Here is a 14,405-nt window from a genome sequence, read left to right as displayed (position 1 = left end):
GCGAGGATGGGGCCTGTGCCGCGAACTCCAGAACGACCGGGGGCGCCCGACCAACCGTCGGGCGCCCCGGAGTCTCACTCCCCGTCCACGAGCTTCTTGTACGTCTTGGCGTCGAGCAGCCCGTCGAACCTTCCCTTCGCGGCCTTGATCTTGAAGAGCCACATCCCGTACGGGTCTCCGTTGACGTCTTCCGGGCTGTCCACGGCCTCCTCGTTGACCTCGATGACCTCGCCGCCCACCGGGGCGTAGAGCTCGGACGCCGCCTTGACCGACTCCACCGTGCCGATGGCGTCTCCCGCATCGACCACCTTGCCGACGGAGGGCAGCTCGAAGAAGACGATGTCGCCGAGGTTCCGCTGAGCGTGATCGGTGATGCCCACGGTGACGGTCCCGTCCTCCGTTCGGATCCACTCGTGGTCGTCGGTGTACGTGAGATCGGCGGGCACGTGGGACATGTCAGCTCCATCAGCCGTGGGGGATGCGGCACGGCCGCCACTGTCGGCGACCGGCAGGGACAGCTTGCTGTACGGCCCGGAGATGACGTGTATTTCGGCCCGCACGGTCCGCCGAGCGGGTGACGCGTGACGCACACCGGCGCAGAAGTGCGCGGCCCCGCGCGAAGCCGTGGTGGGGGCCTTGCGCCCCGGTACGGCCGCCTTCCACCTCGACGTCGCGGTACGGCCGCCTTCCGCCCCGGTTCGCGGTGCTGCCGTACTCGGGGGCCAGGGGTTCACGCTTCCTAGTGAGCCGAACCGGGCGCGGAGGCGGAGGCACCTGCGTCGTCATGGTCCGCGCAGGCCCGCGCGACCCGCTTCAGTGCCGAGGCAGTGGCAGGGTCACCCACCTTGGCGGGCTGTTCGTGGCCGCGCTCTTCGGCGTGCTCGCGGTGGAAATGCGACGGCGCCAACCGGTCGCCGGGACCGAGGTGCTCCTGCGTCGTGGTCTTGCCGGCCAACGCCTCGGCGGGGCCGGGGCCCGTGCCGGCCGGGGTCGACGGTACTGAGGCCCGGGCCGGCTCGTGCTGAACGCTTGCCTCCCGGACATCCGAGGTCGTGTCGTCGTACACGTCTGCCGCGGGGCGCGGCTGGGTCAGCCACGCGACGGCCGCACCGGTCACTGCGAGGGGCCACTCCACCACCCCCGCGAAGCCGAGCACACCGGCTCCGGTGTACACCGCCAGTCGGCGACCACGGGGAGAGACCGCTCCGATCCGGTTCAACGCGCCGTCGGTGATCTTGTTCAGCTGCTCGACACCGGGGATGCGGCGCAGTCCGGAGCCGATGAACGGCAGGGGCTGGGGCAGCTCCGATGCACTCGCCCTGACATGGCTCATAGCGGGCTCCCTCCGCGCGTCCTTCGAGAGTTCCACCCCCGAGTTTCCAGATCCCACGCTGTATACGCCCTGTGCGCCGCCGGCTCCGGGGGAATCAAGGTGAGTGTCCGGCTGCCTGTGCCGCTACTGGCGGAGCCTGGCCTCCACGCGGCCCTCGGTGACGCGGGTGTCGAAGGCGGGCTGAGGTGCGGTGGCGGGGCCTTGGACGTTCCAGCCGTCGGTCAGCCGGAAGAGGCTGCCGTGCCACGGACAGCGCAGGCAGCCGTCTTCGAGCGCCCCTTCCGACAGCGGGCCGCCGAGATGGCTGCAGTGCTCGGCGAGCACGTGCACCGTGTCGTCCGGCCGGCGTACGACGACCACGCCGACGTCCGCGACAGTGCGGCGTACCGGCTTGTCGTGGGGCAGGTCGCTCAGGTCGGCGACGTGGTGCCATCCCGGCCCCACCAGCTGTGCGACGGCTTCGGCATGGTTGGCCCCGGCGGCCTGCCGGTAGGCGAGATGTCCGCCGAGCGCGCCGCCCGCACCGATGACCGTCAGTCCTGCCCAGCCGAGCACTTTGCCCGCGGTGTGCCGTCCGCGGAGGCGGGCGCTGAGCGAGGTGGCGTACAGGGCGACGCCGGCGGCGTTGGCCGCGGCATGAACGAATCCGATCCGTTGCTGCGGCCGGTTGCAGTCCGCCCAGTCGACCCAGCCCGCCAGCGCGGCCGGGGCGGCCGCCATGAGGCCGGTGGCGACGAGGGTGCCTGCGGCGCGTCGCTGTCCGGGGAGCACGTCGAGCAGAGCCGCTGACAGCCAGCTGCCCACCGGTACCTGTACCAGCAAGGGGTGCACCGGGTGGCCGAGCCACCGGCCGTGCAGCCCGTCGCGGGCCCGGCCCAGCGGCGCCGCTTGGATCACCCGCTGCACGCGGTCGAGCAACCGGTCCGCGCCGGAGAACCGCTCCACCCGGTCGACGGCTTGCAGGACCCGGCCCGGGCCCTGGGCGTCGGGGGAGAGGCGCTCGGCCAGCGGAGGTATCCGATGCAGAACGTCACTGAGTTTCATCTGCTGCGAGTAGCCCCTCCGGCGGCTCGTAATCCGACACGATGCGAGGCGGGCGGTGGGTACCGCTGATTTGCGAACTTTAGTTCGATTTGCCGCATGCTGCCCGCGAGCCGTGGTTCAATCGTCACTGCTGGCCGGCCGGCCGGACCAGGTTGGCGCCAGAAGGAAACTTGACCAACTCAGCTCCCCGCAAGCTGCTGCGGTGACTGCTGAGGAGTCGTCACGAGGCGAAGTTGACGAACCGTCGGGTGCCCCGAAAATGCCAGCTCAGGTCCATCGCCACGCGGCTAGTGTGACCCAGTGACAGAATTCAACGTCCTCAGCGACAGCACTCCATGGCAGACCGGTTTCAAGGAGCGGTGGCGCGCCTCGTACGAGTCGGCAGGGCTCGGTGCGGCCGCGGCGGAGCGCATGGCCGGGGATTGGTGTACCGGCAACGACTGGACCGTCGCCGAGATCACGGACGCCGGTGCGCACGCGGGGTACGTCGCCGTGGCCGTGACCGACGTCAACGGCGCGCTCGCGGGCCGCATGGGCGACCTGCACCTTGACGTGTCCCATGCCGGCCGAGGGCACGAGCGGGCCGCCCGGGACTGGGCGGAGGGCTGGTGCGCGGAGCGCGGCGCACGCCGGCTGGACATACGCCTCACCGAGCCCGCCGGCGAACTGTTCGACGGCTACCGCATCCGCGGCCAGTTGAGGGCGCGTCGCGTGGGTTCCGCGCCGGAACCCACCAACGGCGTCACCGGACGGCCGATGACGCACGCCGAGTATCCCGATTGGCTGGCCTTCGAGAAGGACGCCTATGTCGGCGACATCGTCCGGTCGGGGGCCCTGAGCCCCGAAGAGGCCGTACGCAAGTCGGACCGTGACTTCGCCGAGTTGCTCCCGGAGGGCCTGTCCACGCCCGACAACACGTTCCTGGTCCTCGAGGCGGCGGGGGAGCGGATCGGCACGGGCTGGCTGAAGCACGGGTACGTCCCAGGAGTCAGCTACGGCTACTCGCTGCACGTCGAGGAAGCCCACCGCGGCAAGGGGTACGGGCGAGCGGCCATGGCGGTCGGCGAGCAGGCCACGCTCGCAGCCGGCGACTCGGTGCTGATGTTCACCGTCTGGGGCGGCAACGAGGTGGCGATGAACCTCTACACGAGCGCCGGCTACCGCATCGTGGAGGAAAGCCGTTCCGTCGGCCTTCCTCGCTCGGCGGCCTGACGCGACTCCCCTCTCGTCGTAGGCGGCCGATTCGCCGTGCGTGGCGCCGCGACTCGTCATGAGATGGCGTGTCCCGCACTGGGCCGCGCGCGTCACCGACGCCTGGGGCCAGTGACGCGCGCGGCCGGATATGTCCCGTCTTCATCCGGCACGGGCCGGTGAGGAGTTCGTCCGGTCGGCCGCCGCCCCGACGGCCCCGGTGCCTCGCGCGCGGCGGCACCTGTTCCGTTTCGCTTCGTGTCCAGCGCATGCGGCCTTCTCATGTGCAGTCGGCTCGAATGTGTAAGCGGTGAGCGTGCCGTGGACTTTCGAGCGCAAACCGAGTCACGGCAAGTCGAGAACCCGCCAAAAACCCGGCACGTGCATTGCTTGACTCGAACTCGGCGAAACTGTTAGAACATGTGACGGAAAACGGGGGCTGCCGCTCAGGGGTGGCGAAAGCAGGGCGGGGGGCGCTGCGTCAGGTATTTGTATTCCGGGGGTATCGGGCGCCGGCCCGACGTGTGCGCGTACCAGCAGCTCAGATCATTTCGGCATCGGACTGGGTGCCGTAATTCGGTCTGTCCGCATCCCAGGTGAGCGGATGGCTTCTCGACGCGCCCTTCATCTGCACCACTATACGGGAAAGTTGGCGTGAACAACACGCCCGCCCGTGCACTTCTGTTGCCTACAGGCTCATAGAACGGTGCGGTCACGTGAAAGCATATTTAGCCATTTTGCAGCTCAGGGACTACCGTCTGCTGTGGTCGGCCCTGGTATTGAATCTTCTGGGTGACGGCGCCAGTTACGCCGCGCTCGCCTGGATCACGCTCGACAAGGCCGGCGCCGCCGGCCTCGGCGTACTGGGTGTCTGTCTCACCCTCCCCGTGATCGTGGGCGGTGCGTTCGTCGGACCGCTTCTCGACCGGTTCTCCCGGCGCAAACTCTTCATATCCGACTCGGTGTTCCGCGGCTTCGTCGTCGCGCTGGTGCCGCTGCTGGCACTGGCCGGCGCACTGCACGTCTGGGTCCTGTACGTGGTCGCGCTGGTCTACGGACTGCTGAAGATCATCCCGCTGGCCGGCACACCCGCCGTCCTGCCCGAACTGGTCCCCGAGGACAAGCTCCAGGCCGCTTCCGGACTCGAAGCCACCGCCATGGGCGCCGCGAACGTCGTCGGACCCGCTCTCGGCGCATTGCTGATCACCGCGTTCGGCGCCCAGAACGTCCTGCTGCTGGACGCCGCCACCTACTTCGCCTTCGCCCTGCTGATCAGCATGATCGACGCGCCCCTCGCCCGGCCCGAACCGACCGGCGACGCCGTAGGCGAGAAGCCCGGCTGGAAACCCGTGTTCCGGCTGGTCACGCGAGACCGCTTCCTGCTGGTGCTCACCCTCTCCTTCGGAGCCTTCAACGTCTCCGCGGGGGCCCTGGTGGTCGCCCTGCCCTGGCTCGCCAAGGACGAGTTCCACGGTGGTCCCGGCGTGCTCGGCCTGATGCTCGCCGTCATGGCGGCAGGCGAACTGATCGGCTCCCTCGTCTCCGGTGCCGCGAAGACCTCCGAGAAGCAGATGCTGCGTATCGGCGCGCTGCAACTCCTGTCCGGCGCCGTGCTGTTCCTGCTCGTACCGAAGGCACTGCCGTTCATCCTGATCGGCCTGGTGCTCAACGGCATCCTGTCCGCGCCCATGACGGTCCTCGGCGGAGTGGTCCGCATGACCCGCGTGCCCAACGCCATGCGGGGCCGGGCGATGACCCTGATGCGTACCGTCATGGCCGGTGCGCTGCCGGCCGGCTCCGCCCTCGGCGGTGTGCTGCTGAGCGGCGACCACTACAGCCTGCTCATCCTGGTCGTCGCCTCGCTCGCCGTACTGCCCGGCGCCCTCACCCTGTTCCTGTTCCGCAACCTCGCCTTCCGGTTGGGGGTGACAGCAGCAGATGACCAGCGTGCGCAGCGGGACTCCGACCCGGACGCCGACGCCGTCCCCGCCGGTTCCTGACACCCGCCCCGACACCGACGGCGACGCCGTCCTCCTCGTCACCGACCACCCGCGCACCCGGGACGCCGCCGACACCGCGCTCGCCTCGGTGCGTCTGCGGAACGCGGCGACCCCGCACGACCTGGCGGCGTTCGCCCTCCTGCTGCACCGCTACACCGGTCAGCGGCGGCTGCTGCTCGACGTCGATCTGAGTGGACGCGGCGCGGGGGCGCTGACCCTCGCCGTCGAACCGGACGAACCCGCCTCCGCCCTGCTGGCCCGGACCGCACACGCGGCCCCGCACCGGCGCCCCGCGGAGACCGCCGTACGCTACGCCGACCACGCCGTGCCCGCGGGTTCGGCGGAACTCGAACTGACCCGGGACGGAACCGATCTGCTCCTGGGATACCGTCCCTCGCTGTTCGACGAGCCGACCGTACGGCGCCTCGGCGATCACCTCCGGCGCGTCGCCGCGTTCCTCGACCGCTCCCCGCAGGCCCCGGTGCACGCGGCGGACCTGCTGGGCGAGGATGAGCGGGCGCTCATCCTGGGCACCTTCAACGACACCTCCCGGCCCTACCCCGACAGCGCCGGCATTCCCGCCCTCTTCGGCGAGCAGGCCCGCAGGACCCCGGACGCGACGGCCGTCACCGACCGCTCCGGCCGGCTGACCTATGGCGAGCTCGACGCGGCAGCCGACCGGCTGGCCCACGCCATCCGGGCGGCGGGCGCACGACACGGCGAGCGGGTCGGCCTGCGCACCGGGCGTACCGCGGACCTCGTCGTCGGTGCGCTCGGCATCCTCAAGGCCGGCTGTGCCTACCTGCCGCTGGAGACGGGTCTCCCGGCCCGGCGTACCGAATGGCTGCTCGCCGACGCTTCGGTGCGCGTCCTGGTCACCTCACCCGAGGTGCCCGCGGACTTCGTCTTCGACGGGACGGTGCTCCACCCCACGGGCCACCCGTCCCCGCACCCCGCGGGTCACCCCTCACCGCACCCCGCGGACCACCTCACCGTGCCTCCCGCGGCGGCCGACCTCGCGTACATCTGCTACACCTCCGGAACCACCGGACAGCCCAAGGGCGTCGAGGTCACCCACCGCAACGTGGTGCGGCTGGTCAAGGGCACGGACTACGTACGGTTCGGGCGGCCCCTGCGGGTCCTGCCCACCGGCTCCATCGCCTTCGACGCCAGCACCTTCGAGCTGTGGGGACCGCTGCTGAACGGCGGCAGCGTGCACCTGGTGGACTCTGACGTCATCCTCGACGCACGCGCCCTCGGACGTGAGCTGGCCGCCCACGACATCACCACCCTGTGGCTGACGTCACCGCTGTTCAACCAGCTCGTGGAACAGGACGCCACCGCGTTCCGCGGACTGCGCGAACTCGTCGTCGGCGGCGACGCACTGTCGTCCGTACACGTCGCGAAGGCCATGACGGCCTGCCCCGGAGTCACCCTGGTCAACGGGTACGGCCCCACCGAGAACACCACCTTCTCGCTCACCCACCGCATCACCCGGGACGACCTGGGCCGGATACCGATCGGCCGCCCGATCGCCCACTCGACCGCCTACATCTTGGACGACCGGGGGCGGCTGTGCCCCGTCGGCGTCCCCGGAGAGCTGTGCCTGGGCGGGGACGGTGTGGCGCGCGGCTACCTCGGCCGGCCCGAGCTGACCGCCGAACGCTTCGTGCCGGACCTGTTCTCCCCGGGCGGCGGACGCCTCTACCGCAGCGGCGACCTGGCGCGCTGGCGGCCCGACGGCACCGTGGAGTTCCTCGGCCGGCGCGACCACCAGGTCAAGGTGCGCGGATTCCGCATCGAACCGGCCGAGGTGGAGAAGGCCATGCTCGGCCACCCGGACGTGGCGGAGGCCATCGTGCTCGCCCGCTCCCGTCCGGGCCGGGGCGAGAAGTACCTGTGCGGCTACTACGCCGGACCCCGCCCGCCCGCGCCGGAGGACCTGCGGGACCACCTCGCGCAGGCGCTCGCGCCCCACATGGTCCCCGCCCACCTCGTCCCCCTCGAGGCGCTGCCGCTGAACCACACCGGCAAGGTCGACCGCGCCGCCCTGCCCGACCCCGGCGGCGCCCACCTGCCGCCCGGCACACCCGCCGTCCCGCCGTCGGACGACATCGAGCGGGCCCTGGTGGACCTCGCCGAACAGGCCCTGGGCATCAAGGGCCTCGGCGTCGCCCATGATCTGCGCGACCTGGGCGCCGACTCCCTCACCGCCACCCTGATCGCCGCAGGCGTCCGGGAGGTACTCGGGCGTGACTGCCCCGTCAGCGCCGTACTGCGCTCGCGCACCCTGGGCGGACTCGCGGCGTTAGTGCGGGGGAGCGCCCCCGTCACCGAACCGGCGATCCGGCCCGCACCGCCCCGTCCCTCGTATCCGGTCACCCCGCAACAGCGTCGGCTGTACTTCGAACAGCTCAAGGACGAACGGGCCGTGCACTACAACGTGCCCATCACGCTCGCACTCCCCGCCCACACCGACACCTTGCGGCTGACCGACGCCCTGCGCCGGCTCACCCGGCGCCACGACGCGCTGCGCACCCGGTTCGCCGTCACGGACGACGGCGAGGTCGTGCAGCACATCGACGACGACGCCGAACCGTCGATCCAAGTCCACGACGGCGAACCCGGGCCCCTCGCCGCATTCGTCCGGCCCTTCGACCTGTCCGAGGCACCCCTGTGGCGGGCGGAGGTGCACCGCACACCGGCCGCCGTCACCCTGCGCCTGGACCTGCACCACATCGTGGTCGACGGCTACTCGCTGGCACCGCTGTTCGAGGACCTCGACGCCCTGTACGCGGGTGACGAACCCCCGCCCCCCACGCTCCGCTACCGCGACTACGCCGTCTGGCTGACCGGACCCGAGGGGCGAAGGCAGCAGAAATCCCAGGAGGCCTACTGGCGGCAGGAGTTCGCCTCCCCGCCCGACCCCGGCGACCTTCCCACGGACCGGCCGCGGCCGCCTCTGCGGGAACTCGCGGGCGATGTCGTCACCTTCGACCTGGGCCCGGACCGCACGGCACGCCTCCGGGAACTGGCCAGACAGCGGGACGTCACCCTGTTCGCGGTGCTCGCCTCGGCCTACGGCATCCTGCTCGGCCGGCTCAAGGGCACGGCGCACGTCACGTTCGGCACACCCGTCTCGGGCCGCACCGCCCCCGGACTGCACCGCACGGTCGGCATGTTCGCCCAGACGGTATGCCTGCGCGGCGACGCGGACCCCGCACTGCCCTACGAGACCTACCTGCGGCATACCACCCGCACCGCCGAGGAGGCCTTCGCCCACCAGGACTTCCCGTTCGACGACGTCGTCGCCCTCGCCGCGCCCGTACGCGACTACAGCCGCACCCCGCTGTTCGACGCCCTCATCGCCCTGCACAGCGGCCGCTACGCCGCGGTCGACTTCCAGGGCGCCCGGGTGCCGCTGCGCCTGGAACCCACCGGGCAGGCCGTCTTCGACCTCAACCTGCAGATCCATGAGGACGCCGGCACCCTGCGGGCCGCCTGGCAGTACGCCTCCGGACTGTTCCGCCGGGACACGGTGGAGGGCTGGCGCGACGACCTCGTGGCCCTGCTCGACGCCCTCGCCGCCGACCCGACGGCGCCACTCGGCGCCCTCTGTCCGGACCGCCCCGAGCGCCCGGCCCGGGCCGCCGCCGACATTCTCACCGCCGAACTCGACTTCGACCTCTGACCCGCCGGGCGCCCGGCGCCCACGCACCTGACGCGGTCACCCCCAACCGTCCAGGGGTGACCCACTGTGGCCGATCGGCCACCCCGCGCACACGTCCGACCCCACGTCGCTTCAGCGCAGGAGACATCGCATGCAATCGCTCGACCACGAGGCAGCACTCTCCGCACCGGACACGCACGACGGTCACTGGCGATCCCAGCTGGCCGCCCTCGCGCAGCCCTCCGGCTTCCTCCCCGACCTCCGGCCGCGCGACGGCCGACGCGCACCGGAGACCGGAACGCACGTCCGCCGCCTCGGTACGGCCCTCACCGAACGGCTCGACCGGATCAGCCGCGGCAAGCCCGACATGCTCCACGTCGTGCTCACCGCCGCGCTGGTCGCCCTGCTGGGCCGCCACACCGGCCAGGACGAGGTGACCGTCGCCCAGCCGACGCGCGGCGCCGCGCCCGAGTTCGCGGGCGGTCCCCTGCTGGTACGCGCCCGGCCCGGCGGCACCCTGCGCGAACTGCTGTCCAGGGTCTCGACCGCCGTACGCGAGGCCGAACAGCACCAGGACTTCGCGCTCGCCGAACTCGCCGCCCAGCTGGGTCGCTCCGACGTCTTCGAGACCGCGCTGGAACTGACGGACTTCCACGACCCCGGCCCGCGCACCCCGGGCGGCACCCGCTTCGTCGTCGCCCGCGAGGACGGCGAACTGGTGGTGAGCCTCCACTACGACCGCCACCGCTTCGCCGAGGACTCCATGCGGTACGCCGTCGCCCAGTACGCGCTGCTGCTGGATCGCGCCACGGCCGAGCCGGACCTGCCGGTGCACCGGATCGAGCTGCGCACCGCCGAGGACGACGCCGTCATCGCGGCGAGCAACGACACCCGGCAGCCCTTCGACGAAGACGCCACCCTGCACGGCCTGTTCACCGCCCAGGCGGCCCGCACGCCCGACGCACCGGCCCTCCTCACCGACGACACCACCGTCAGCTTCGCGGAACTCGACGCGCGCTCCGACCGGTTGGCCCACACCCTGCGCGAGCGCGGGATCGGTCCGGGCGCCATCGTCGCCCTGATCGCCGACCGCTCCCCGGAGCTGATCGCCGGCATCCTCGCCGTACTGAAGGCGGGCGCGGCCTACCTGCCGGTCGACCCCTCCTACCCCCGGTCGCGCATCGACTACCTGCTCGACGACAGCTCCGCCCGCCTCGTCCTGCACCAGGCCCGCTTCGCCGACGCCGCCGGCGCCACACCCGGGATCGACCTGGACGACGAAGCGTCCTACGCGGCCGACTCCGGGCCCGTCGCACCGTCGGCCGCCGCAGGGGACGCCGCCTACGTCATCTACACCTCCGGTTCGACCGGGCGCCCCAAGGGCGTCCTGGTGGAACACCGCAGCGCCGTCAACCGGTTGACCTGGATGCAGCGCGCCTACCCGATCGCCCCCGGTGACGTCCTCCTGCAGAAGACCTCCGTCTCCTTCGACGTCTCCGTCTGGGAGCTGTTCTGGTGGTCCTTCACCGGAGCCGCCCTCGCGCTGCCCGCCCCCGGCGCCGAGAAGGACCCCGCCGCGCTGCTCGCCGTGATCGAGAAGCACCGCGTCACCACCGTGCACTTCGTGCCCTCGATGCTCACCATGTTCCTGGGGCATCTCGCCCGGTTCGGCGACGGCACCGAACTCGGCACGCTGCGCCAGGTCTTCACCAGCGGCGAGGCACTGAACCCCACCCAGAGCGAGAAGTTCGCCGAACTCGTCCCCGGCGCCCGGCTCGTCAACCTCTACGGACCCACCGAGGCGACGGTGGACGTCACCCATCAGCCGGTGGCCGGCCTCGCCCACCTCGCCCGGCTGCCCATCGGCCGGCCCATCGACAACGTCCGGCTGTACGTACTCGACGCCGAGGGCCGCCGCAGCGCGGTGGGCGTCCCCGGCGAACTCCACATCGGGGGCGTCGGCGTGGCCCGCGGCTACCTCGGGCGGCCCGAGCTGACCGCGGAGAAGTTCGTCACCGGCGCGGCCGTACGCGCCGCCACCGGCGAGGAGCGGCTGTACCGCACCGGCGACCGGGCCCGTCTGCTGCCCGACGGCACGCTCGACTACCTGGGCCGCGTCGACCTCCAGGTGAAGGTGCGCGGCTTCCGCGTCGAGCCGGGCGAGATCGAGGAGCGACTGCGCGCCCACGACCAGGTGCGCGACGCGGCGGTGGTCGCCGTCGACGACGGCTGGCAGACCTCGCTGCGCGGCTTCGTCGTCCTGGACGGCGAGGTGAGCGAGACGGCGCTGAAGGAGCACATCCGCGAGGAGCTGCCGGAGTACATGATCCCGGGCCGTGTCCTGGTGCTGGAGCAGCTCCCGCTCACGCCCAACGGCAAACTGGACCGGGCGTACCTGCGCACCCCCGAAGCCCTGAGCAGGAGGGCACCCGCCCACGTGGCGCCGCGGGACGAGCGGGAGGAGACCCTCGCCGGCATCTGGCGGGACGTCCTCGGTGTCGCACGGGTCGGCGTACACGACAACTTCTTCGCCCTGGGCGGCAACTCGATCCATTTCGTCTCCGTGCTCGCCAAGTCCCGGGCGAAGGGACTCGACTTCACCTTCCAGCAGCTGTTCCGGCACCAGACCATCGCCCAGCTCGTCGAGTCCATCGACGGCGACGCCACGACCGGTGACGTCGTCGCGGACGTGGCGGCACGCGGCGCCTTCCAGCCGTTCGAGCTGATCTCCGAGGCCGACCGGGCCCTGCTGCCCGAGGACGCGGAGGACGCCTACCCGCTGTCCATGCTCCAGGCGGGCCTGATCTTCCAGACCGAGATCACCGGCGGCCTCGGCCAGTACCACGACGTGCTGAGCTACTCGATCACCGGCGCCTTCGACACCGAGGCGTTCACCGAGGCCGTCCGGCAGTTGACCGGCCGGCACCCGATCCTGCGCACCACCTACCACCTCACCGGCTACAGTGAGTTCCTCCAGATCGTCCACCGTGACGTGCCGCCGCCCTTGACCGTCGACGACCTGCGCCACCTCGACGAGGCCGGACAGGAGGCCTGGCACGAGGCGTGGCTGGCCCGCGAGAAGTCCCGCGCGTTCGTGTGGGAGGAGGGCGGCCTGGTCACCCTCCATGTGCAGGTGCTCGGCGACGACCGCTACCGCTACACGGTCAGCCAGCACAACTCGGCACTGGACGGCTGGTCCATCTCGCTGCTGCACACCCAGCTGTTCGAGCTGTACCACCAGATCCGCGAGGGCCGCGACACCTCACGCCCCCCGGTCGACAACCACCTGCGCAACTTCGTCGGCCTGGAACAACAGGCCCTGCGCTCGCCCGAGTCGAAGGACTTCTGGCGCTCGGTGCTGGCGGACCCGCGCCCCGCGAGCGTGCCGCCGCGGCCCGGCGCCGAGCACACCGACGACTTCACCGTCGTCCTGCGCGACGTACCGCTGCCCGCGGGGCTCGCGCGGCGCGTCGAGGCCACCGCCGACGCCCTGTCCGTGCCGTTCAAGGACGTACTGCTCGCCGCGCACATGAAGGTCCTCGGCCTGGTCACGGGCCAGGACACCGTGATGACCGGCTACGAGCACAGCGGCCGGCCCGAGCTGCCCGGCGCGGAGACCACGCTCGGCCTGCACCTGAACACCGTGCCCTTCCAGGTGGACGTGGCGAGCGGCACCTGGGCGGACCTCGTCCGCCGCGTCTACCAGGCCGAGCTGGACCTGCTGCCCCATCGCCGCTACCCCATGGCGAAGATGAAGCAGGACCTCGCCACCCAGCGCACCCTGTTCGAGACCACCTTCAACTTCACGCACTTCTACCTGCTGAAGAACCTCAGGCGACTGCCCGAGTTCTCCCTGCTGGGCATGCGCGTGGACTCGGAGACGGAGTTCCCGTTCCGGACGGAGTTCTCCCGCAACTTCTTCACCGACGAGGTCGAACTCTGCCTGCACTACCACACCCACCTCTACGACGAGGAGCAGATCGACCGGATCGGCGGCTACTTCGTCCGCGTCCTGGAGGCCATGACGACTGAGCCGGACGCCCCGCACGAGGCACGCCACCTGCTCGCCGACGAGGACGCGGCACTGCTGGGCCTCGCCCCCGCGGAGCAGCGCGCCGAGTCCGGCACGAGCGGTCCGGCCGACGGCACGGCCTCCGCGGCCACCCTCGCCCGCATACGTACGGCCTGGGCCGGCGTCCTCGGCCTGCCGGAGCAGGAGATCGGCGCCGACGCCGACTTCTTCGCCCTGGGCGGCAACTCGCTCTCCGCGCTCCGCGTGGTCCTGGAGCTCGACGGCCTTGTCACGCTGTCCGATCTGACCCGCGTGCCCCGCCTAACCGCCCTCGCCGCACTCGTCGACACCCGCGAACAGGACGACAAGGAGGAACTGCTCCACCTGCTGTCGTCCACCGCCGAGGGAGCCCGGGCCGCGGTCGTCTGCGTGCCCTACCCCTGCGGCCACCCGGTCAACTTCAAACCGCTCGCCGACGCCATCGGCGAACTCACCGACGAACTGGTGGTGTACGGGCTCGAACCGCCCGGGCACAACCCGAGCCGCCCGGGAGACTTCACCGACGTCATCGAGACGGTCGAGCGGACGGTGGCGAGGATCGAGGCGACTGCCGACCTGCCCCTGATCCTGTGGGGCCACTGCGGCGGCGCAGCCGTCACCGTCGAACTGGCCCGGGTGCTGGAGGAACGCGGATTCGACCTGCGGCACGTCTTCATCGGCTCCAAGCTGCTGCCGCCCGCGTCGGAGATGCGGGAGTCCATCGAGATGATCGAGAGCTGGACCGACGACGAGATCATCCGCTACATGGTCGACGAGACCGGCTACAGCGAACTGGACGGTCTCGACACCCGGTACACCGCGTTCACCGGCAGTCTCTTCCGGCACGACGTGTGCGGCGGCTACCGCTACTTCATCGGCCTGACCGACGACGGGCCCGACTGGCGCATCCAGGCGCCGGTCACGCTCGTCGTCGCCGACGACGACAAGGGGCTGGCCCACGCCGCCGACGTGTTCCGCTGCTGGGAACGCGTGGCCGACCACGTCGACTTCCAGCGGCTGTCCTCGGGCGGCCACTACTTCGTGCGGGGCAACCCCGCCGAGACCGGCGAACTCATCCGACGGGCCTGGGCGTCCGCGGCCGAACTGGAGAACTGA

7 protein-coding genes are annotated in these 14,405 nt (G+C 71.3%); 4 read left to right on the top strand and 3 right to left on the bottom strand.

The genetic code is table 11. From position 1 onward, the window contains the following. Positions 1-74: 74 nt before the first annotated feature. From gcvH to N8I86_RS00960, 3 genes are all read right to left on the bottom strand, one after another. Entirely contained in the window at positions 75-455 is a 381-nt protein-coding gene (gene gcvH / locus N8I86_RS00970; protein ID WP_263276772.1) for a glycine cleavage system protein GcvH, read from the bottom strand. A 284-nt stretch (positions 456-739) separates the two neighbouring features. Next, a complete protein-coding gene (locus N8I86_RS00965) occupies positions 740-1,333 on the bottom strand; it encodes a hypothetical protein (RefSeq protein ID WP_263276771.1) in 594 nt (197 codons plus the stop codon). A gap of 123 nt (positions 1,334-1,456) precedes the next feature. After that, positions 1,457-2,377, bottom strand: a complete 921-nt coding sequence (locus N8I86_RS00960) for a Rieske 2Fe-2S domain-containing protein (protein ID WP_263276770.1) — start codon at positions 2,375-2,377, stop codon at positions 1,457-1,459. 300 nt (positions 2,378-2,677) lie between these two features. Between N8I86_RS00960 and N8I86_RS00955 the strand changes: the two genes are divergently transcribed. The 4 genes from N8I86_RS00955 (at position 2,678) to N8I86_RS00940 (ending at position 14,405) form a co-directional block, all read left to right on the top strand. Further along, complete coding sequence (locus N8I86_RS00955; RefSeq protein ID WP_263276769.1) at positions 2,678-3,589, top strand: GNAT family N-acetyltransferase; 912 nt, start codon at positions 2,678-2,680, stop codon at positions 3,587-3,589. Positions 3,590-4,305: 716 nt separating this feature from the next. After that, positions 4,306-5,568 (top strand): MFS transporter, encoded by a 1,263-nt coding sequence (locus tag N8I86_RS00950; RefSeq protein ID WP_263276768.1) that lies wholly within the window; start codon positions 4,306-4,308, stop codon positions 5,566-5,568. Further along, complete coding sequence (locus N8I86_RS00945) at positions 5,507-9,259, top strand: amino acid adenylation domain-containing protein (protein ID WP_263276767.1); 3,753 nt, start codon at positions 5,507-5,509, stop codon at positions 9,257-9,259. The genes N8I86_RS00950 and N8I86_RS00945 overlap by 62 nt, the downstream gene beginning before the upstream one ends. Before the next feature lie 130 nt (positions 9,260-9,389). Then, on the top strand, positions 9,390-14,405 hold the full coding sequence (locus tag N8I86_RS00940) for a non-ribosomal peptide synthetase (protein ID WP_263276766.1): 5,016 nt from the start codon (positions 9,390-9,392) through the stop codon (positions 14,403-14,405).

Source organism: Streptomyces albidicamelliae, assembly GCF_025642175.1.
GTDB classification, from domain to species: domain Bacteria; phylum Actinomycetota; class Actinomycetes; order Streptomycetales; family Streptomycetaceae; genus Streptomyces; species Streptomyces albidocamelliae.
Note: the sequence above shows the minus strand (reverse complement) of the source record. Positions and strands in the feature narration are given on the sequence as shown.

Excerpts from the sequence above, each read along its gene's own strand:
- gcvH (WP_263276772.1), bottom strand. The coding sequence starts at position 455 with ATGTCCCACGTGCCCGCCGATCTCACGTACACCGACGACCACGAGTGG.
- N8I86_RS00965 (WP_263276771.1), bottom strand. The coding sequence starts at position 1,333 with ATGAGCCATGTCAGGGCGAGTGCATCGGAGCTGCCCCAGCCCCTGCCG.
- N8I86_RS00960 (WP_263276770.1), bottom strand. The coding sequence starts at position 2,377 with ATGAAACTCAGTGACGTTCTGCATCGGATACCTCCGCTGGCCGAGCGC.
- N8I86_RS00945 (WP_263276767.1), top strand. The coding sequence starts at position 5,507 with ATGACCAGCGTGCGCAGCGGGACTCCGACCCGGACGCCGACGCCGTCC.
- N8I86_RS00940 (WP_263276766.1), top strand. The coding sequence starts at position 9,390 with ATGCAATCGCTCGACCACGAGGCAGCACTCTCCGCACCGGACACGCAC.